This is a genomic window from Mesorhizobium sp. 2RAF21, from assembly GCF_052115345.1.
GTDB lineage: Bacteria > Pseudomonadota > Alphaproteobacteria > Rhizobiales > Rhizobiaceae > Mesorhizobium > Mesorhizobium terrae.
Map to the genome: position 1 here is coordinate 126,758 of NZ_JBFRGM010000002.1, position 20,730 is coordinate 147,487.

17 protein-coding genes are annotated in these 20,730 nt (G+C 60.9%); 8 read left to right on the forward strand and 9 right to left on the reverse strand.

Features of this window, described 5'->3' with window-relative positions:
• Positions 1-25 precede the first annotated feature (25 nt).
• The 6 genes from AB4136_RS03535 to AB4136_RS03560 form a co-directional block, all read right to left on the reverse strand.
• Positions 26-1,522 (reverse strand): ABC transporter substrate-binding protein, encoded by a 1,497-nt coding sequence (locus tag AB4136_RS03535; protein WP_024924944.1) that lies wholly within the window; start codon positions 1,520-1,522, stop codon positions 26-28.
• A 286-nt stretch (positions 1,523-1,808) separates the two neighbouring features.
• Complete coding sequence (locus AB4136_RS03540; protein WP_024924945.1) at positions 1,809-2,792, reverse strand: helix-turn-helix domain-containing protein; 984 nt, start codon at positions 2,790-2,792, stop codon at positions 1,809-1,811.
• 635 nt (positions 2,793-3,427) lie between these two features.
• Entirely contained in the window at positions 3,428-4,207 is a 780-nt protein-coding gene (locus AB4136_RS03545) for an SDR family oxidoreductase (protein ID WP_024924946.1), read from the reverse strand.
• A gap of 194 nt (positions 4,208-4,401) precedes the next feature.
• On the reverse strand, positions 4,402-5,352 hold the full coding sequence (araH, locus tag AB4136_RS03550) for an L-arabinose ABC transporter permease AraH (protein ID WP_024924947.1): 951 nt from the start codon (positions 5,350-5,352) through the stop codon (positions 4,402-4,404).
• 11 nt (positions 5,353-5,363) lie between these two features.
• Complete coding sequence (gene araG, locus AB4136_RS03555) at positions 5,364-6,875, reverse strand: L-arabinose ABC transporter ATP-binding protein AraG (protein WP_024924948.1); 1,512 nt, start codon at positions 6,873-6,875, stop codon at positions 5,364-5,366.
• A gap of 63 nt (positions 6,876-6,938) precedes the next feature.
• The gene (locus AB4136_RS03560; RefSeq protein WP_024924949.1) at positions 6,939-7,931 is read right to left on the reverse strand and encodes an arabinose ABC transporter substrate-binding protein; all 993 of its coding nucleotides are present in this window, start codon (positions 7,929-7,931) and stop codon (positions 6,939-6,941) included.
• Between the two features lie 188 nt (positions 7,932-8,119).
• Between AB4136_RS03560 and AB4136_RS03565 the strand changes: the two genes are divergently transcribed.
• Together AB4136_RS03565 and dgoD are read left to right on the forward strand one after the other, a co-directional pair.
• Positions 8,120-8,869, forward strand: a complete 750-nt coding sequence (locus tag AB4136_RS03565; protein WP_024924950.1) for a FadR/GntR family transcriptional regulator — start codon at positions 8,120-8,122, stop codon at positions 8,867-8,869.
• 15 nt (positions 8,870-8,884) lie between these two features.
• Positions 8,885-10,033 (forward strand): galactonate dehydratase, encoded by a 1,149-nt coding sequence (gene dgoD / locus AB4136_RS03570; protein ID WP_024924951.1) that lies wholly within the window; start codon positions 8,885-8,887, stop codon positions 10,031-10,033.
• 25 nt (positions 10,034-10,058) lie between these two features.
• Here dgoD and AB4136_RS03575 read toward each other — a convergent pair whose 3' ends face one another.
• Both AB4136_RS03575 and AB4136_RS03580 read right to left on the reverse strand, forming a co-directional pair.
• A complete protein-coding gene (locus AB4136_RS03575; protein ID WP_024924952.1) occupies positions 10,059-11,672 on the reverse strand; it encodes a GMC family oxidoreductase in 1,614 nt (537 codons plus the stop codon).
• A gap of 8 nt (positions 11,673-11,680) precedes the next feature.
• Positions 11,681-12,742, reverse strand: coding sequence for an ABC transporter ATP-binding protein (locus AB4136_RS03580; RefSeq protein ID WP_024924953.1), 1,062 nt, complete (start codon positions 12,740-12,742; stop codon positions 11,681-11,683).
• A gap of 111 nt (positions 12,743-12,853) precedes the next feature.
• Here AB4136_RS03580 and AB4136_RS03585 point away from each other — a divergent pair, with 111 nt between their 5' ends.
• The 6 genes from AB4136_RS03585 to AB4136_RS03610 all read left to right on the forward strand — a co-directional run bounded on the left by AB4136_RS03585 (position 12,854) and on the right by AB4136_RS03610 (position 19,464).
• A complete protein-coding gene (locus AB4136_RS03585) occupies positions 12,854-14,251 on the forward strand; it encodes an ABC transporter substrate-binding protein (RefSeq protein ID WP_024924954.1) in 1,398 nt (465 codons plus the stop codon).
• An 84-nt stretch (positions 14,252-14,335) separates the two neighbouring features.
• The gene (locus AB4136_RS03590) at positions 14,336-15,214 is read left to right on the forward strand and encodes a carbohydrate ABC transporter permease (protein ID WP_024924955.1); all 879 of its coding nucleotides are present in this window, start codon (positions 14,336-14,338) and stop codon (positions 15,212-15,214) included.
• Positions 15,211-16,035 carry a carbohydrate ABC transporter permease gene (locus tag AB4136_RS03595; protein WP_024924956.1) on the forward strand — a complete coding sequence of 275 codons (825 nt, stop codon included), beginning with the start codon at positions 15,211-15,213 and terminating at the stop codon, positions 16,033-16,035. The genes AB4136_RS03590 and AB4136_RS03595 overlap by 4 nt, the downstream gene beginning before the upstream one ends.
• A gap of 36 nt (positions 16,036-16,071) precedes the next feature.
• Complete coding sequence (locus tag AB4136_RS03600) at positions 16,072-17,784, forward strand: IlvD/Edd family dehydratase (RefSeq protein ID WP_024924957.1); 1,713 nt, start codon at positions 16,072-16,074, stop codon at positions 17,782-17,784.
• Positions 17,785-17,792: 8 nt separating this feature from the next.
• A complete protein-coding gene (locus tag AB4136_RS03605) occupies positions 17,793-18,701 on the forward strand; it encodes a dihydrodipicolinate synthase family protein (RefSeq protein ID WP_024924958.1) in 909 nt (302 codons plus the stop codon).
• Positions 18,702-18,729: 28 nt separating this feature from the next.
• Positions 18,730-19,464: a FadR/GntR family transcriptional regulator gene (locus AB4136_RS03610; RefSeq protein WP_024924959.1), complete on the forward strand. Its 735-nt coding sequence runs from the start codon at positions 18,730-18,732 to the stop codon at positions 19,462-19,464.
• Positions 19,465-19,982: 518 nt separating this feature from the next.
• On the opposite strand, the gene pldH is transcribed toward AB4136_RS03610, so the two are convergent.
• Complete coding sequence (gene pldH, locus AB4136_RS03615; protein ID WP_024924960.1) at positions 19,983-20,729, reverse strand: pyridoxal 4-dehydrogenase, SDR-type; 747 nt, start codon at positions 20,727-20,729, stop codon at positions 19,983-19,985.
• Position 20,730 lies beyond the last annotated feature (1 nt).

Sequence of the window (20,730 nt, forward strand, 5' to 3'; positions counted from 1 at the left end):
ACACCCTTCCTAGCGACAAGACTGGCTACTTGTTGACGGTGACGCCACCGAACTGGATCGCGGTGCGACCGTAGAGGTCGGGCGTCAGTCCGTTCACCGTATCGCGGTAGACAGTGATGTTTTCGGGATAGGCGGCGACGATGTGGCCGCTGCGCTTGTATTCGATCGCCTGCAACTGGGTGATCAGCTTGCATTGCTCCGCCAGATCGCCGGTGCTCTGCAGCTTCTTGGCGAGATCGTTGTATTCCGCATCGTTGAAATGCGTTGCGTTCTCACCCTGCTCCGGCAGCAGCGCTGCGAGCGTGGCCGTTTCATAAGGCCCGCTGGTCAGGCTGATCAGAAACGGCCATTCCCTCCAGCGGTTGAGGAAGGAAGCGGGATCAAGCCGGCGAACCTTGATGGTGATGCCTGCTTGCGCGGCCTGCTGCGCGAAGAGTTGCGCCATTTCCATCATGCCGGCGAAGGCACCGTCGGTCACCAGTTCGAGCTTGAGGTTGCTTTTCCCGGCCTCGGCCAGCAATTGCTTTGCCTTGGCGATGTCCTGCACGCGTTGCGGCTCGGCTGGTGCTGGGCAGGCCGTGTTGTTGCCCAGATAGTCGTTGGCGATCATGCCAAAGCCACCGAACGCATTGTCGACGATCTGCTGGCGGTCGACCACCAGCTTGAGCGCTTCCAGAACCTTTTGGTCGTTGAATGGCGGTGTATCCACCCGCACGGCTATCATTGGATAGGTTGTCGTGCCGCTGACCACGGTTTTCAGCTTTGGGTCCTTGGTCAACGCCGGAACGTCCGTGTACGGCACTGAATAGGCAACGTCGATCTGTCCGCCGCGCAACGCATTGGTGACCGCCTGTTGGTCCCTGAACCCGATGATGCGGAGCTTGTCGAAGCCGGGCTTTTCGCCCCAATAATCGTCGAAACGGGTCAGGCGCGCTTCCTGGCCCGGGGTGAAGGAATCGAGCTTGAACGGGCCCGTGCCGACCACCGATCCGTCGTCGGCAATGGCGCGCATCCTGAAATCATTGTCCGCGAAGGCATTGGCAAAAAGACCGAAGGGACGCTTGAGCGTGAATTCCATCGTCAGGTCGTCGACCTTGCGTATCTTGGCGGGATCGACGAAATCGATCTGGCTCGAGACGACGAAATTGTTCGCCGGGTCCATCATGTATTTGATGCTGGCGATCACGTCGGCGGCGGTGAACGGCTTACCGTCATGGCGCTTGACGTTCGGACGAAGTTTGACGGTCCAGGCGTCCAGGGTGGCGTTGGGTGTCATGGACTCGGCGAGTTCCATCACCACCGCGCCCTTGGAATCATACGCCGTCAGCCCGTCATAAAGTTGGTTGTACAGCGAGCCGGCAGATGCCGAGCTGGTCGGCGTATAGGGCTGCACCATGTCCTTGCTGTTGCCGATGACGCCAAGCACCAGCTCTTGCGCACGCGCAAGAGTGTGGGTCGTCAGGGCCGTCGTGGCAGTCAGCAGAGCGACCGCGATAGCGCGGCTGAATTTCACCGGAACCATATGTTTCGTTCTCCTCCAGATGTGCGGTCCGCGCCCCTGCCCCGATCTTGGGACGGGTTCTTTTTGCAACCGCGTCGGCACAAACCAACACGTCCCGCCAAGACCTGTCTTGGAGCGAAACGAAACCCGGACGGACTTGAACGTAAAATTGAGGTGGAGGTTTTGGCCGAGCGAAGGCTCTCAGCGCTATCGTCCCTGGCTGCGGAGCYCCGGTCGAGAAATGCCTACTTATGCGGCTTCAGCAATGGCTCTCGATGTCGAAAAAGAGCACGGCGGAGGCCAGGAGCTAGTGCATCTTTCCTCGCGATACCGGCCTCAAGAGGTCACTCGGCGCGCAGGCAAACAATTCTTTGAAACAGCGGTTGAAATAGGACAGGTCGTTGAAGCCAACGGAATAGGCGACATCCGCTATGGTCTGTGTGCCGGGCTGGAATTGGAGCTGCCTGATCTTCTCGCGCGCGAAACGCAAGCGCTTGTCGCGAATGAAGGTGGTGCAAGTCATGCCGAGATCCTGAAAATGCAATTGCAGGATCCGCATCGAAACGCCCATGCGCTTTGCCAGCCATTGCGCGGAAAGACGAGGATTTGTCAGATGCTGATCGATCAGAACATCGACCAGTCGCAGTCGCCGGGATGCCAGGTCGCTGAGCGATTCGAACGAAAGTACGCCTTCCACGTCGGACACAAAGGCCTGACGGGTCGCGTCGAGCATCAATTGGCGCAGGTTCGCAGCGTGAGCATCGTTCTCGGCCGTTGCGAGAACTTTGGCCACAAGAGCCCGCAGCGTGACGGCCATCGGATCGGCCGCATCCAGCGTGCGCGCTATATCGAGCTTGTCGCCACCGTGGAAATAGATGAGTTGCCTGGGCAGGTTGAGAGATAGATGGTTGCTGAACTTGCCGCCGAAATGGAATGTCGTCGGCTTGGTGGAATCGACCAGAATGCAGTCGCCCACATTCAGTGCGCTTTGCCGGCCGCCGTGCTCCACACCGCACCCACCTTCGAGTTGCACAAGCAGGAAAAGCTGTTCGATGGCATCGCGCCGAACATCGTCCCAGTCATGATCGACGCGGTCGAGATCGTTGGAGATGTGCGAAAATTCCATGCCGCAGGCATTGATGCGGCGGGCCTCGCCACGAATGTGGAGACTTGTATCCATGGCGCGGGGTCGGAAACTCCCGCAAGTGGAGTGCAGATCGTCGACCCAGCGGCTGAAAGGCGTCCGTATCCGGTCCTTGTGGAGCAATTCCGCAGAGCTCAATAGGTCCAACGCTGCCTCACGCCTTCGCACGACATGTCATTTATCATGTTAAGTAACAGGTTTCGATTTTTGCAACAAGCGCGGCTCTTCGCTCGCACCTGGCACATCCGCACCGCGAGGGATGCAATCGACCGATCAGATTGGCGGAAGGGCTTCGCTAGTCCCGGCGCCGGCTGCCCGATCAACCCTGCTCGCGGCCCCTCGAGCAAAGGGCGCAAAGATACCACTGTGTGTGGACATATCTTTAAGCCAAGCTGCCGGTGATAGCCTGCAGTCGATGGGTTGACGCGAGACGCGCTGAATATCGCTACGATCCGAACTACAACTACCGTTGCGCATGGCTGCAACGATGTACAAGCGGAATATGCTCATACTCCTTCGTGGTAACAAAAAATCTTTACTGCTAATCTTAGTAATAATCGGAACAAATTTCCAAAATTACTGAAATATTTATCAATGTGTACTTAAAAATCACATTAATAAGAAATTACAATCTTACTTCTATAGCGGAAACGCCTTACGCGCTACCGTCGTGAAACGCTAAAATCCTAACGTTCGGATTTCATCACTTACGATCATCCTCAGAACTTTTTAGTTCCGGATTTTTCGACGACCACTTCTTCTCAGGAGTTATCAACCCGCCTTCAAGCCGGATGCTGGAGCATGCTGAGGCCGCCGTCGATGACGAGGCAGGCTGCGTTCATGAACGGACATTCGTCGGAAATCATGAAAACGGCGGCTTTGGCGATTTCGCTTGGTGTGGCTATGCGATTGCCTGGATGCAGAGCGAGCGTCTTTGCCTGCGCCGCCTCCGGATCGGGAAACGAGTTCCAGTAGTCCACCGCCTTCTGCGTCTCGACATAACCCGGTGCCAGCGCATTCACGCGCACACCTTGCGCGGCATATTCCAGCGCCAGCGCCTTGGTCATGCCGAGCAGCGCATGCTTGGCGAGCGGGTAAGGAAAAGTGTGCGGGATGATGGTGAACGCATGTGTCGAGGCGATGTTGAGAATGACGCCGCCGCCGGCCGCTATCATTCCTGGCAGGGCCGCCTTGCAGCAATTCCAGGCCCCTTTCAGATTGACATCGAAACAACGATCCCATTCCGCGCCGCTGGTTTCAAGCGGTGCGTGAAAGACATTAATACCGGCATTGTTGATGACCGCGTTGACGGCTCCGATGGCCACGCAAGCATCGGCCATGGCGGCCTCGATTGCTTGCCCGTCGGTGATATCGACCGTCGCGAAGCCGAATGATCCGCTCGGCGCTTCGAGGGTTTTGGCGGTGCTGGCGAGCAGGTCGCCGTCGCGGTCAACGAGAAAAACGCGCGCGCCTTCCGCCAGACATTGCCTGGCGATGGCTTCGCCTATACCTTGCGCTGCTCCGGTGAGAAAAATGCGCTTGCCTGCCAGCCGCTCACCCATCATGTCCATCTCAGTTCTTGATCGTCATCGTGAGGCCGCCTGTAGAGCAGGCAGACCATCGGTAACAGTAAGGCCTGCCACTCGTAGAAAGCGCCTTTGTGTTGGCAAAGCTTATCCGACGGAAGCCCCTCCGCGCGGACTTGTGCCGACTTCGCCACCCTGTTGTGTCGCAGAAGCCTGTCTGCCATGGATGTTTAACGGCGGCCGAGGGCGGATGAACGCAGATTGTCGAGCAGTACCGCGATGAGCAGGATCACGCCGCGGACGATATATTGGTAGAAGGCCGGAATGTTGAGCAGGTTCATGACGTTCTCGGCGATGCCCATTATGAGTACGCCAACGATCACGCCCGACATGGTGGCGCGGCCGCCGTCCAGTGAAACGCCCCCCAGCACGCACGCGGAGATCACCGAGAGTTCCAGTCCGACCGCAGCGTTGGGCTGCCCCGAGGTGATGCGGGAGGCCAGCAATATGCCGGCCACCGCGCAGGTGAGGCCCTGAAGGGCGAAAATCCAGATGCGCGTCATGTCAACATTGACGCCCGCAAGCCTCGACGCCTCGGGGTTGCCGCCGACGGCCAGCGTATTCTTGCCGAAAACGGTGCGATTGAGCCCGAAGCCGAAAGCGACAAACAGCAGGATCAACACCCAGATTGGCGTCGGCACACCCAGGAGTTTCGATAAGGCAAGCTGGTAGAAATTGGGATCGTTGATGCCCACCGCGCGCCCGTCCGATGCGATGAGCGCCAGGCCGCGCACAATCTGCATGGTGGCGAGCGTGGTGATCAGCGCGTTGATGCGAAACTTGGCGATGACCACGCCGTTGGCGGCGCCGACGACGGCGCCGCAGGCCAAGGCGGCCAGGAGCCCGAGCAGGATCGATCCCGTCGCATTGGAGGCCATGACCGCGACCATGCCGGCAAACGCCACGTTGGAACCGACCGACAGGTCGAAATCCCGCGCCGCCAGACAGAACATCATGGTGCAGGCGACGATGCCGACCGTGACCACCGATTGCAGCAGGCCAAGCATGTTGCGCTCGGTCAGAAAGTTCGGGACGAGCAGCGAAACCAGCGCGAAGGCAAGCACGAAGATGACCACCAGACCCTGTTCGCCGAGGAGGACTTTCTTGAGCGATGTATGCATGAACAAGCTCCTCAGGATGCGATTGCCGCCGGAACGCTCTTGTCCGGCAAGGCGGCGGCCAGGATTTCGCGTTCGTTGAAACGGTCGCGTGTCAATTCCGCCCGGATGCGCCCTTCGCACATGACGTGGATGCGGTCGCAGATGCCCATGACCTCGGGCAGTTCGCTGGAGATGACGACGATCGCCATGCCGCTTTCGGCAAGCTGGTACAGGATTTCGTAGATCTCGGATTTCGCGCCGACATCGATGCCGCGGGTCGGCTCATCGACGATCAGGGTGCCGATGCCCTGCTCGGCTAGCCAGCGCGCCAGGATGACCTTCTGCTGGTTGCCGCCGGACAGGTTGACAACATCCTGCTTACGCGAAGGCGTGCGGATCTTGAGCTTGCGGATGAAGGTTTCCGCCGTGTCCGCTTCCTGTTTCCGGTCGAGCAGCCCGAGGCGTGCATTGTGCCGACGCGAGGAGATGTTGATGTTTTCCTCGATCGAGCGACCCTGGATGATGCCGTCATACTTCCGGTCTTCCGAACACAGTACGACGCCGGAGCGTATGGCGTGATGCGGATCGGAAGCCGCGACAGCCTTGCCATCGACATGCACCGTGCCTGCCCAGCGTGGGTCGGCGCCGAATACCAGCCGCATCAATTCGGATCGACCGGCGCCGATCAGGCCGAAGAAGCCCAGTATCTCACCGGCACGCGCCTCGAAGCCTGCCGGCAGGCGCAGCTTGTCGCCGGCGACGCCTTCGACTTTCAGGCGCACTTCGCCGGCCGGTCGGCCGCGCCAGCCCCAGACGTTGGAAATTTCGCGCCCGACCATTTCAGCCACGACCTGATCGCGCGTAACACCCGCCAGATGCGGGTGATGGGCCGCAAGCTTGCCGTCGCGCAGCACCGTCAGGCTGTCGCAAAGGCGAAAGACCTCGTCCATGCGATGGGAGATGTAGAGGATGACTTTGCCCTCGGCCCGAAGCCGGTCGATCAGCGAGAAGAGGATTTCGCTCTCGCGGGACGAAAGCGAGGATGTCGGCTCGTCCAGCGCGATGACACGCGCGTCGAGCATCATCGCCTTGGCGATCTCCACCATCTGCCGTTCGCCGATGGAGAGTGTCTTGATCTTGCGCCCGGGGTCGATATCGATGCCGGCCGCCTTCAGTTTGTCGCCGACATCGGCGAACATCCGCCTGGCCTGAATGACGCCGCCATTGCTGGGGAAGCGGCCCAGCCGCAGGTTTTCAGCGACGGTCAATTCGGGAACCAGTTGCAGTTCCTGATGGATGACGATGACGCCGGCATGAAAGGCGTCGCGCGTCGAATGATAATGCTGAGCGCGATCGTCGATCCTGATTTCTCCGGAATCGGCGTTCTGATCGCCGGAAAGAATGCGGATCAGCGTCGACTTTCCGGCCCCATTCTCTCCCATGAGGCCATGCACGGCGCCCTTCTCGACACCGAAGGATACGCCGGACAGCGCCCGTACGCCGGGATAGGATTTGGAAATTTCGGAGAATTCGAGAAAGGACATCGGCAAGCCCCTGAGAGGGGCGGCGGGCGAAAACCCGCCGCCATTCCACCTGTTTACTCGAACCTATTCGAGACCGAGGTCCTTGCGAACTTTCTGGTAGTCGTCGCGCTTGGCAAGGGAGCCTGATGTCAGGATCAGCTTTTCCGGCTCCTTGTTGTCGGCGATCCAGCCATACATGTTGAGCGACGTCTCGTAGCCATGGCGTTTGGGCGAGATGATGACGCTGCCGACGAAGCCGGTAGGCTGCGGCTTCTTGAATTCGTTGATCGCCGAATCCGCGCCACCGATGCCGACGCCGATCATGTTGGTGGCCGGAATGCCGACGCTCTCCGAGGCACGAACCGCACCGAGCGCAGCTTCGTCGTTGAGGCCGAAGGCAACCCATTTCTTGATATTCGGATGGGCGTTAAGCACGACGGTCGCGGCATTCAGCGCAGCTTCCGTGTCGGTCTTGGCCTGCGGTGCGTCGAAGATGTTCGAAGCCTTGAAGCCGTTCTTCTTGAGGACCGAGATCGCGCCTTCGACACGGTCCACTGCGGTCGGCAGCTGGTCGTAGGAAACGCGGATCGCGCCGACCTCGTCGGCATTCCAGCCGCGCGCCTTCATCTCGTCGACGATCGCCTGCCCTACGGCCTCGCCGATCTTGGTGGCGGAAATGCCCATATGCGGAACGTCTTCCAGCGGCTTGCCGTCGGCGCCGACCAGTCGATCGTCGACCGTCATCAGCTTGAGATTGTTCGCCGCAGCCTTGGCGACGATACCCGGGCCGAGCTTGACGTCGGGTGTGCAGACCACAAAACCCTGAACGCCCTGGGCGCCCAGATTGTCGATCGCCGACATGAGTTTCTCGCCGTCTTCGGCCCCGATCTTCACAAGCGTGAAGCCTTTTTCCTTCGCAGCCTGGTCAGCGAACTTCCATTCGTCCTGGAACCAGGGCTCCTCCGGCTGCTTGACAACGAAACCGATCTTCACGTCCGCCGCATAGGCTGATGCGCTCATGACAATGGCAGTCACGGCAAATGCGCTGGCGACGAGCGCCTTCTTCAGAAATCGCATGGTTTCCTCCCAGAACGCGACTTGGGCTGCATGCCCTGGTTGCACCAATATTTGATATCATCATACCAGTCAATTGTCTTGGTATGATAAATGAGATAACAGAATACGAATTAGGAAGATTGCGGTAACCGCTGTCCCCAGTAGTCTCGGCAAGGGAATCACGAGATTGCCCGTGGAGGGAGGAATAAATGGCTGACACCTCGCAGGGACTGCGGGAGAAGGAGCGAAAGGTGCAGCGGCCTCGCGTGATGTCAGACACCACGCAGGCGATCGCGTCCGACATATTTTCGGGCCGCTACCAGCCGGGCACCTTCCTGCCGACCGAAAACGATCTGGGTGCCGAGCATGGCGTCAGCAGAACGGTGATCCGCGAAGCTTTGAAGGTATTGGCAGCCAAGGGACTGGTCCTGAGTCGCCCCAGGGTGGGTACGATCGTCTGCGACGAAGACAACTGGAACATCATCGATTCCCAGGTGCTCGCCTGGCATGCTCCGCATGCGCTGGACGACAAATTGTTCGACGCCATCCTCGAAACTCGGCGTGCGATAGAGCCGCTGGTGGCGGAACTTGCCGCCACACGAGCAACGTTGCGCGAAATCGCCGATCTGGAAACGGCCTGGGAGGGAATGGCCAACGCCGGCGAGGACATCGTCAAGTTCTCGCGATCGGACATCACCTTTCACCAGACCCTCTACCGGGCAAGCCATAATCCGATCTTCCGGCAGATCGGCGGGATGATCGATACGGCGCTGAAGTTTTCATTGGAAGCAACCGCCGTGATCTCGCTCGATCGGCGCGCCGAGGCCGTGAAGGCCCACCAGGAAGTTGTGGAGGCGTTGCGGCTGCGCAACGGCGACGCGGCGAGGAAGGCGGCCAACCATATTCTCGATCTCGCGGCCCGTGACCTGGTGAGCGCCAAGCAAATCAAGAACAGCTGAGCCGGACCCGACAAGATGAAGATCACCGCCCTCACCACCTATATCGTGCCGCCGCGCTGGCTGTTCCTGAAGATCGAAACCGATGAAGGTATCTGCGGCTGGGGCGAACCCGTCGTGGAGGGACGCGCCCTGACGGTCGAGGCAGCGGTGAAGGAACTGGCGGACTATCTTGTCGGCAAGGATCCGCGGCTGATCGAGGACCATTGGTCCGTCATGCATCGCGGCGGCTTCTATCGCGGTGGGCCTATCCTGATGAGTGCCATCGCTGGCATCGATCAGGCGCTTTGGGATATCAAGGGCAAGGCGCTTGGCGTGCCCGTCCACGAGCTTCTTGGCGGCCGCTGCCGCGACCGCATCAAAGTCTACTCCTGGATAGGCGGCGATCGTCCGTCGGAGGTCGCCGAGGGCGCAAGGCAGGTCGTGGCGCGCGGTTTCACCGCGCTGAAGATGAACGGCACCGAGGAACTGCAGATCGTCGACAGCCACGACCGCATCGATGCCGCCGTCGAGCGCGTGGCGACCGTGCGCGAGGCCGTCGGGCCGCATATCGGCATTGCCGTCGACTTCCACGGCCGCGTACATCGCCCCATGGCAAAGGCTCTCGTCAAGGAGCTGGAACCGTATCGGCTCATGTTCATCGAAGAACCCGTGCTGAGCGAAAACCGCGAGGCGCTGAAGGAAATCGCCGCCATGTCGTCCGCCCCCATCGCTTTGGGCGAGCGTCTCTACAGCCGCTGGGATTTCAAGCACGTGTTCGAGGAAGGCGCCGTCGATATCATCCAGCCAGACCTTTCGCATGCCGGCGGTATCACCGAATGCCGCAAGATCGCCGCAATGGCCGAAGCCTACGACATTGCGGTGGCTCCCCATTGTCCGCTCGGGCCGATCGCGCTGGCCGCCTGCCTGCAACTCGACGCAGTGAGCTACAACTGCTTCATCCAGGAGCAGAGCCTCGGCATCCACTACAATACGGGCAACGACCTGCTCGACTATGCGAAGAACAAGGACGTCTTCCGCTATGAAGACGGCTTCGTGGCCATTCCCGACGGCCCGGGGCTGGGGGTCGAAATCGACGAGGATTATGTCAAGGAGCAGGCGCGGAAGGGTCATCGCTGGCGCAATCCCATCTGGCGCCATGCGGACGGATCCTTCGCCGAGTGGTGAACGGGCGAAGTTCGTCTGCGCGGCTCTAGCGCTGGGCCGCGTGGATCAGGCCGGCGGCCTTGTGGGCAATCGCCATGGCCGGCGCATTGGTGTTGCCGCTGACGATCGTCGGCATCACCGAACAGTCGATCACATGCAACCCCTCCAGTCCGCGGACCGACATGGATTTCGGGTCGACCACCGCCGACGGGTCGCCGTCCGGCCCCATCCGGCAGGTGCCTACCGGATGATAATTTGTCTTGACCATTCGTTTGGCGTGAACGCGCAAAGCCTCATCGTCAGCGGCCGTGCCGCCCGGTACGATCTCTTCTTCGAGCAGACCGGTTAGCGGCTGCTGGCGCGCGAAGGAACGCGCCGTCTTCAGCCCCTTGATGATCGTTTCCACGTCATGCGGATCGCGTAGAAAGCCACCGTCGATGAGCGGCATGTCGTCAGGCCGGTTTGAGCGCAGCGTGACCTTGCCACGCGAACGCGGGCGCAGCAGGCAACAGGTCATCGTCAGGCCGTCGCAGGCTTCGACGCCGGAGATATCGCGGTCCACATAGACGGTTGGAACACAGTAGATCTTGAGCGTGGCATCGGCCTTAGCATCGTCGGGATTGACGAAAGCACAGGCCTCAACGCCGATCGACGTGACGGGCCCGGATCTGAAAAGCAGATATTGCAGTCCGTTGCGAAGCATCCGCCAACCGCGATCTTCGCCGAAATAACCATACCGTCCATTGCTCTTGAAGATCACGGGCACCTCGCAGTGATCCTGCAAATTCCGTCCGACACCGGGTAGGTCGCAGACCGGAGCAATCTCCAGCGATCGCAGATGATCGGCATCGCCGATCCCCGACAGCATCAAGAGCTTGGGAGTGATGTAGGTGCCGGAAGCGAGGATGACGCCGGAGCCGGCATAGAGACGCTCGACCCGGCCGTTGCGGCGGAACTCGACACCCTTGGCCCGGCCCGCCTCGACCAGAACCCGGTCGACCGTGGTTTGCGTGCGCAGTTCCAGCCTGGGATCGTCCAGCACCCGCGACAGGAAAGCATCGGAGGCGCTGCAACGACGGCGATCCGGCCCGATCGTCGATTGCATGTAACCGACACCGCGCTGGCGGCCGCCATTGAAATCCGGGGTGAAGACTTCGCCAGCATTCTGGACGGCGGCCACGAAAGCGTCGGTCATCGCGCAGCGGTGAAAAGGTGCGGACACGTTAAGCGGACCGGCATTGCCATGGGCGGGCGCGCCCAGGTGATCGTTGTTTTCGAGTACCTTGAAGTGCTCGAGCATGTCGGCCCACGACCAGTCGTGACCGGTGCCCAGCATGTCGGCCCAATTGTCGTAGTCGGCCGCTTGTCCGCGCATGTAGACCATGGCGTTCACTGACGAACCGCCGCCGAGACCCCTGGCCTGCGGCACGATCGTGCTTCTGCCGTCCAGTTGTGGCTGCGGCACCATGTGATGCATGTCGAGATAGGTATCGCGCCCCAGATATTTCATGTAGCCGGCGGGCATATGCATGAGCGGGCTCATGCGGCGTGCTCCTGCCTCCAGGAGCAGGACCCGGGCGCCGAATTCCTCGACCAGGCGCCAGGCCGCCACGCAGCCCGAACTACCGCCGCCAACGATGATATAGTCGTAATCCTTCATGGGTTGATTCAAGCCGGCCGCAGGCGCTTGTCGTTTGCCGTATCAAAGAAAAAGATGCGGCTGCGATCGAGTTTGAGAAAGACCGTCTCGCCGATCGTTACCTTCCGATTGGCGTCGGCTACCGCGCAGAAGAGGTCGTCGCCAGCCTTGATCGAAACCAGGGTGCTTTGACCGACGAACTCGGTGGCAAAGACCGTGGCGACGATGTCTGCGCCGTCCGGCCCCGGCACGAGCGCGACATCGTCGGGGCGGATACCCAGCGTGACGCTTCCGCCAAGCGATGCCGGTAGCGAGGCTATTTCAAATCCGGCGCCGCGGAAGGCTCCAATAGACATCGTCCCACGTAGCAGGTTCATCGGTGGCGAACCGATGAAAGCGGCGACGAACAGCTCGGAAGGGTCCTTGTAGATGTTTTCGGGCGTGTCGAGCTGGACGATGCGGCCACCATGCATGACGGCAACGCGGGTTGCCAGCGTCATGGCCTCGATCTGATCGTGCGTGACATAGATCGTGGTCGTCCTCATCTCATGATGCAGGTGCTTGAGTTCCGCGCGCATCGAAACCCGCAGCTTGGCATCGAGGTTGGAAAGCGGCTCATCGAGCATGAACAGGCGCGGAGTGCGCACGATTGCCCGGGCCAGTGCAACCCGCTGACGTTGCCCGCCCGATAGGGCACGCGGCTTGCGCTCGAGTAGATCTTCGAGATGAACCTTGCGGGCAGCGGATTTGACGCGCTCCCGCCGCTCGTCGACCTGGACTTTGCGTAGCCGCAGCGGATAGCCGATATTGTCGGCCACGCTCATGTGCGGGTAGAGCCCATAGTTCTGGAAAACCATGGCGATGTCGCGCTCGCGTGCGAGTTTGCCCACGACCGACTGGCCACCGATGCGTATGTCGCCCGAGGTGACGTCCTCGAGACCGGCGATCATGCGCATCGTCGTGGTCTTGCCGCAGCCCGACGGGCCGAGCAACACTAGGAACTCCTCGTCCTTCACATGAATATCCAGGTTGCGGATGACCTGCACCGCACCCCAGCTTTTTCCCACACTGGACAGTTCGACGTCGACCAAATGTCCTCTCCTTCATTCCGTCTTGACCATCAATAACTCCGATAATATGAGTATTCAAGATGCGAGTTGATCTTGTTGTCCGGCATGGCGCCGGCTCCGTGGGAGGATGTGATGGACAAGGTGAAAATGCCGACGGGAGGACTGCACCTTGCAGTGGACCGTCGTTCGTTCCTGCGTGCGACTTCGATATTGGCTGCGGGCGGTGTGATCGCCCTCCACTCAGGGCTACCGGTCTATGCGCAGGAGAACAGCACCGAACTGCTCAAGCTCTATGCCGGCGCGAAAGTCGACTGGCAAAGATACAAGGGGCAAACGATCGTGCTGGGCGGGCTGGAACACGTCTGGATGCACGCGATCGTGCCGCTGATCTCGCTTTTCACGCAGCTGACCGGGATCGAGGTCAAGGTCGAGAAGCAATCCGAGACGGAGTTCGCCGCCTCCATGCCGGTAAAGCTGGGCGGCGGCAGCGCCACGCCGGACATCTTCATGATCTGGGCGCTTGGCCAAGCGATTTCTGCCAAATGGCTGCAGCCGCTCGATGCATACCGCAACGACGCATCGTTGTTCGATGCCGCCTGGTACGACGACGCTGATATTTTTTCCTCTGCGCGCAGTTTCGAAAAATGGAGTGACGGCGCCTCCTACGGCCTGGCCATCACCGCGGAAGCGCAGACCCTGTTCATGAACAAGTCGATGCTGGACGCGAAGGGTTTCTCCGCTCCGGCCTCGATGGACGAACTGTTCAAACTCGCCAAAACGCTGAAGAGCGAGGAAGTTGCCGGCATCGCCATGCGGGCAAAGCCGACGGGCGACGCCGCCCCTTGGACGCTGGCGGGTTTCGTTTTCTCTTATGGCGGCGCCTATGTGACGAAGGACGGCAAGTCCGGCCTCACGATGCCGGAATCGATCGCCGGGCTCGACATGTATGGCCGGCTGCTTCGCGAGGCAGGTCCCGTCGGCATCGCCGGTTATCACTGGATGGAATGCCTGAACGACTTCATGCAGGGCGCGGTCGCCATCGGCTGCGATTCTTCAAACTTCGCCACCGACATCGAAGACAAGTCCAAGAGCACCGTCGCCGGAAACACCCTTTTCGGTGTCTTACCGGCTCCTGCGAACAAGTCGGCCAAGCCCAACATGTGGCATTGGATGACTGGCATCAATGCCAAGTCGGCAAACAAGGAGGCTGCCTGGCTGTTCTTGATGTGGGCGACTTCCAAGCCGACATCGGCACTCACCGCCGCCGCCGGACTTGCAACACCACGCAGCTCGGCCTGGCAGACATCGGCATTTCGCGATCGCTTCGGCGCTCAAGCCGCCGATGCCGCGCTGAAGAACCTGCAGGTCGCCGATGGCGATCTGTTCAAAGCCGCCTGGTTCCATCCCAAGGCGCCCGAAATCCTCGATGCGGTCGGAATTGCCGTCAACGAGGTCGTCACCGGCAGCAAGGATGCGACCCAAGCCTTCGGCGATGCCGACGGCAAGGTTCGGCAGGTCCTGAGTATGTGAGGCCAGGAACTTGCACAGGAAATCGTTCGATAAGAGTTGCGCCACTACGACGGCGCAACTTCCAAAAAAGGGCGTGATCTAGAAATGGACGCGCGCACACGCTTCATCATTCTCATGCTGGCGCCAACGACAGTGCTGTTGTTCGGCCTAACCATCTTTCCCTTCATCGCGTCCGTGGCGATGAGCCTCAGCAACTATTCGCTGGTGACACCGGATTCGCTCGCGTTTGCCGGATTGCAGAACTACTTCAACCTATTGCGGTCGGAAGAGTTCTGGACGGCGTTGCGCGCGACGGCATTGTTCACCGTGCTTGCAGTCGCAATCCAGCTCATGCTCGGCGTGGCCATAGCCACGTTTTTGCACCACGAGACACGCGCCGTTCCGCTGCTGCGGGCGATCTATCTTCTTCCCATGGCGATCACGCCCGTCGCCGCCGTCTTCACCTTCCGCATGATGCTCAACCCGTCACTCGGCGTGTTCAACTATCTGCTGAAGCTCGTTGGCCTGCCGCCGCAGGATTGGCTTGGCACGGCAGCGATGGCCATGACGTCACTGCTCGTCGTCGACACCTGGCAGTGGGCGCCTTTCATCCTGTTGATCGCGGCGGGCGGGCTTGCGGCGATGGATGAGGAGCCGTTGCAGGCCGCCAGGATGGATGGCGCGACCGAGACCCAAGTGTTCTTCCATCACACCTTGCCGGCGCTTCTGCCCTATCTCGGTGTGGCCATCGTCTTTCGCGCTATCGACGCCTTCAAGACCTTCGACATCATCTTCGTGCTGACGGGCGGCGGTCCGGGCATCGCGACCAGAACGCTCAATCTCCTGGCTTACAAACAGGGCATCGAGTTCCTTTCGATGGGTTATGCCGCCGCCATCGCGATCGTCATGCTGGTCATCACCATCGTCGCCGCGCAGATGTTCCTGCGTCGGATGCGCATGTTCGTGCCGAGGGCGGCTCTATGAAAGCGCTGCGCATCCTGACGCCTTTCGCCCGCCGCCTGTCACTGTGGGCTTTTGCTCTCTGGTGCCTATTTCCGATCTACTGGCTGGCGATGATGTCGTTGAAGACGGAAGTCGATGCCATGGCGCGCCGGCCCAAATTCCTGTTCGCTCCGATCCTCGACAACTACCTCAAGGTTCTCTCCGATCCGACGATCTGGACCTATTTCGCCAACAGTGCCGTTGTAGCGCTCGCCTCGACGGCGCTTGCCTTGCTGATCGGCCTTCCCGCCGCCTATGTGCTGGCACGCTACCGTTTTCGCGGCAATGCCGACTACGGTTTCTGGATTTTGACCACCCGCATGACACCGCCGGTCGCCGTGCTGATCCCGTTCTTCGTGATGTATGTGAAGGCCGGCCTGATCGGCACGCATGCCGGCCTGATCATCGCTCATGTCGCGATCAACCTTTCCATTGTCGTCTGGCTCATGAAAGGTTTCTTCGAGGACCTGCCAGGCGAACTGGAAGAGGCCGCGGCTATTGACGGCGCGACCTATTTCCAGGCCTTCGCCCACATCTGCCTTCCCGTCGTCCTGCCGGGAATCGCGGCCGTGGCGATCCTGGCATTCCTGTTTTCCTGGAACGAGTTCCTGTTTGCGCTGGTTCTCGGCGGCAATGATGTGCGGACCGTGCCGCTCGGGCTCTATGCCTTTGTCGGATACCAGCAGGTGCGCTGGGGCGAACTGTCGGCAGCCTCGATCGTATTGCTGGTCCCGGTGCTGCTGTTTGTCCTGGTTTTCCAGAAACAATTGATCCGCGGCCTGACCATGGGAGCCGTCAAATGACCGCAAGCCCGATGCACGGAAACTGGAGTTGGTAAGGTGACGAAACGGCGCTCGCAGCACTGGTTCGGTGGACACGGCAAAGACGCCTTCATCCACCGCAGCTGGATGAAGAACAATGGCCTGCCGGACGATGCCTTCGATGGCCGGCCGGTGATCGGCATCTGCAACACCTTCTCCGAATTCACCCCCTGCAACGCGCATTTCCGGGGGCTTGTCGAACATATCAAGGCTGGCGTGCTCGAGGCCGGCGGGCTGCCGCTGGAGTTTCCCGTCTTCTCCTGCGGAGAATCCAATCTGCGCCCTACCGCCATGCTCTTCCGCAATCTCGCTTCCATGGACGTCGAGGAATCGATCCGCGGCAACCCGATGGACGGCGTGGTGCTAATGGCCGGCTGCGACAAGACCACGCCGGCTCTCGTCATGGGCGCCGCGTCCTGCGACCTGCCCTCCATCGTCGTCTCGGGCGGTCCGATGTTGAATGGACGCTTTCAGGGCCGGGAGATTGGCTCTGGGACGGACGTGTGGAAGTTTTCCGAGGACGTCCGCGCCGGGGTCATGACCGAACGAGAATTCGCCCAGGCCGAAAGTGCGATGTCGCGCTCACCCGGTCACTGCATGACGATGGGCACGGCCTCGACAATGGCCTCGATGGTGGAGGCGCTCGGCATCGCCCTGCCCGGCAACGCGGCCTACCCCGCAGTGGATGCCCACCGCGCACGGCTGGCGCGGATGAGCGGCCGTCGCATCGTCGAAATGGTCAGGGAGGACCTTCGGTTGTCGGCGATCCTGAAAAAGGAAGCCTTCGCCAACGCGATCCGCGTCAACGGAGCAATCGGCGGGTCGACCAATGCCGTTGTGCATCTTCTGGCGATTGCGGGACGCATCGGTGTGGAACTGACGCTCGACGACTGGGACGAGCTTGGGCGCAACATACCCACCATTGTCGATCTGATGCCTTCAGGACGCTTTCTGATGGAGGATTTCTGCTACGCCGGCGGCATTCCCGCCGTCATGAAGGAGATCGCCAACCTCCTCGACCTCGACGCCTTGACGGTGACTGGCAGAACCCTGCGCGAAGAACTCGCCGGGGCGATGAACTACAATCCACAAGTCATCCGGCCGAGGCAACAAGCGCTGACACCGCATGGCGGGATTGCCGTCCTGCGCGGCAATCTGGCTCCGGGTGGAGCAATCATCAAACCTTCCGCCGCTTCGCCCGAACTGATGCGCCACCGGGGTCGGGCGGTCGTGTTCGAGGACATCGATCACTACAAAGCCGCCGTCGATGATCCGACGCTCGACATAGACGAAAGCTGCATCATGGTGCTGAAGAACTGCGGCCCGAAGGGTTATCCCGGCATGGCCGAGGTCGGCAACATGGCGCTGCCGCAGAAGCTTCTCAAGAAAGGCGTGCGCGATATGGTGCGGATATCGGATGCGCGTATGTCCGGCACCGCCTTTGGCACGGTTGTGCTGCATACGGCGCCGGAAGCCGCCATTGGCGGACCGTTTGCACTCGTGCGCGGCGGCGACATCATCGAGCTCGACGTGGATGCGCGCAAGCTCCATCTCGACGTTACCGATGAAGAACTGGAGCGGCGGCGGCTCGAATGGGAAGCGCCGGTCCCCACCATGCAGGGTGGCTATCAAGGCCTCTATGTCGAGCACGTATTGCAAGCGGATCGCGGTGCCGATCTCGACTTCCTCGTTGGTTGCCGCGGCCACGCCATTCCCCGCGAAAGCCATTGAGGCATCATATGAACAAGTTCGAAACGGTCGACTTCCACGGCATCCATGCCATTGTCTATGCGCTGTTCGATGGCGAGGAACGACTGGATCGCGCCGCCATTCGAAGGCAGGTGGAACTTTGCCTTGCAGCCGGGGTACACGGCATGGCGGCGCTCGGCCTCGCCACCGAGGTCTCGAAGCTGACGGGGGCTGAACGTCGCACGCTGATGGACTGGGTGGCGGAAGACACCGGTGCCAGGGTACCGCTGGCTTTCACCATCTTCGGTGCCTCCGTCGCCGAGCAGATCGGCCAGATCCGTCATGCCGAAAGCGTCGGCGCGGATTGGGTAATCCTCCAACCGCCGCCGGTCGGCACTTATGGAGCGGCCGAGTATATCCGCTTCTTCGGGCGCGTTGCCGGGGCAACCGATCTGCCGGTGGCCATTCAGAATGCTCCGGCCTTCTTCGGACGTGGGCTGACAGCGGATGAAATACGCGATCTCGCTAGGCAGCACCCCAACATCAGTCTGATCAAGGGTGAAGGACCTGTTGTCGACATAGCCGGCCTGATTACCCGCACCGACAATCGTGTACCGATATTCAACGGTCGCGGCGGACTGGAATTGATCGACAATTTCCGCATTGGCTGTCGGGGCATGATCCTTGCCCCCGACTGTATCGACCATGCGGTGCGCGCCTATAATGCCTTCCACGCCGGCGATGAAGACGGTGCGGAAGCCGAGTACCGGGCCATGTTGCCGGCGGCCGTTTTCGTCATGCAAGGCATCGAGAACCTGATCTGCTACGGCAAGCGCCTATTCGGCGCCCGCTCGGGCATTCCAATCCACGATCGTGGCCCCGCGCTACGCCCCGACAAGATCGGGCTTGAGATGGTGGAGCGTTTCGCGGCACAACTCGGCCCGCTGGCGGTTGAATAGGCGGGCCGCTACGGGAGGACGGCTGCAGATGACGAGATCGAACAGGCTGATATCGGCGAACGAGACGATAGGATCCGTGCCGGCTGCCGAACGCGGTCTACCCGCGCAGATCGCCGCCCGCATGGGGCGCAGCATATTGCGCGGCGAACTGCGACCCGGTGACAAGCTGCCGAAGGAAACCGACCTGCTCGACCAGCTTCAAGTCAGCCGCACGACGCTGCGCGAAGCGCTCACCATCCTGACCAGTAAGGGTTTCATTGAGGCGAAGCAGCGGATCGGCACGAGCGTGCGCGCGCCAAGTGCCTGGAACACACTCGATCCCATGGTCATGTCATGGCACGACGACGAGGACGAACAGGCCCTCGCCCAGGAATTGTTCGAGATCAGATCGGCGATCGAACCTCTCGCGGCCAGGCTGGCGGCCGCGCGCGCCACCGAGGCAGACCTTGCCCAGCTTCGTGCCGCGCTCGCGACGATGGCCGAAGACAATTCCAATCCGCGGCTTGCCATGGAAGCCGACATCGCCTTCCACCTCGGCATCATCCAGGCCGCGCATAATCGCTTCCTCGCACCCGTCGGTTCCGTCATCCGCGCGGCCCTTACCATCAGCGTTCCAAAGACCTTCGCCAAATTCGGCGGCATGAGCCACGCGCTTGGCATGCACGAGGCAATCGTGAAGGCCATTGAACAACGCGCCCCCACCAAAGCCGCCAAGGCGGCTGAAAAGCTCATTGCCGACACCTATGAGCGGAACTTCGGTTGAGCGGGAAAGAACCGTGCTCTGCAGGTGGACGAAACACGTTAGTTTCTTGACGGGTTGCAGGTTCAAGGCAACAAGAGCCGATATCGGATATTCGCACCCATACTCCATGGCCGGCGAAACACGCGCCTCAGGACGAGGACATGCGGCTCATCCCGGTCGTTGTAGTGCATGGTGTCGGCGATGCTTCCACTTGCGGCGATTGATTTCCGTTGTGGCAAAATCTCCGCGGTATGGTTGTCGGCACGCACGAGGACCGCGAACAGCTTGTTGGTCTCTTAGCCCACCCAGCCCCCGATGCCGCCGCAGGATAGGTCCACATACAGCGGGCGTTACTATGGAGCAGGTCGAACACGAAGAAGAATGCCCTCCGCTCCACGCCACCGACCACCATCAGGGCCTCGCCGAAGTCGGCCTGCACGCGAGCATCCGGATGCGACAATGGAACGAACATCCTGACGGCAACGCTTCGGCCAAGCCCTGCATGCCGCTCGCGCACCTGTCTCGCCGCGATAATGGACCTAATGTCGGACCATGCCTGCATCGACGTTGAGCGTCTGGCCGGTGATCCAGCGCGCGTCGTCCGAGGCGAGGAATGAGACGACGTCGGCGATGTGCTCGGGCTGGCCCTTGCCTTTCATGGCCTGCAGCATTTCGACAAAACCGAACGCCTCGTTATGCGGGCTCGCCTTGACGCCGTCGCTCTCGATCAGGCCCGGCGTCACCGCATTGGCGGTGATGTTGTATTTGCCGAGCTCCGTTGCCAGCGCCCGGGTGAAACCGATGACGCCGCCCTTGGCAGCGACATAGGCCGCCATGTTGGGCGTGCCGGCGAAGAAGGTGTTGGAGGCGATGCTGATCACGCGTCCGACCTTGTTCGCCGCGCGCATCTGGTCGGTCGCCGCGCGCGAGACGATGAAGGTACCGGTCAGGTTGACGTCGATGATCTTGCGCCAATGGTCGAGGTCGACGTCGTCCCAGGCGATGAACGGCACGATGCTGGCGTTGTTGACGAGGATGTCGATGCCACCGGATTGCGCCTGAATCTCGGCAAACAGCGCCTTGACCGACGCCGGATCGGAAATGTCGGCGGCAATAGCCTTCGCGTTGCCGCCGATCGATGCGGCTGCGGCCTTAGCGCCTTCGGCGTTGATGTCGCTGACGATGACGGTCGCGCCATCGGCCGCCAGCCGCGCCGCAATCGCCTTGCCAATGCCCTGTGCGGCGCCCGTCACCAGCGCCGTCTTTCCCGCAAGCCGTTCAGTCATG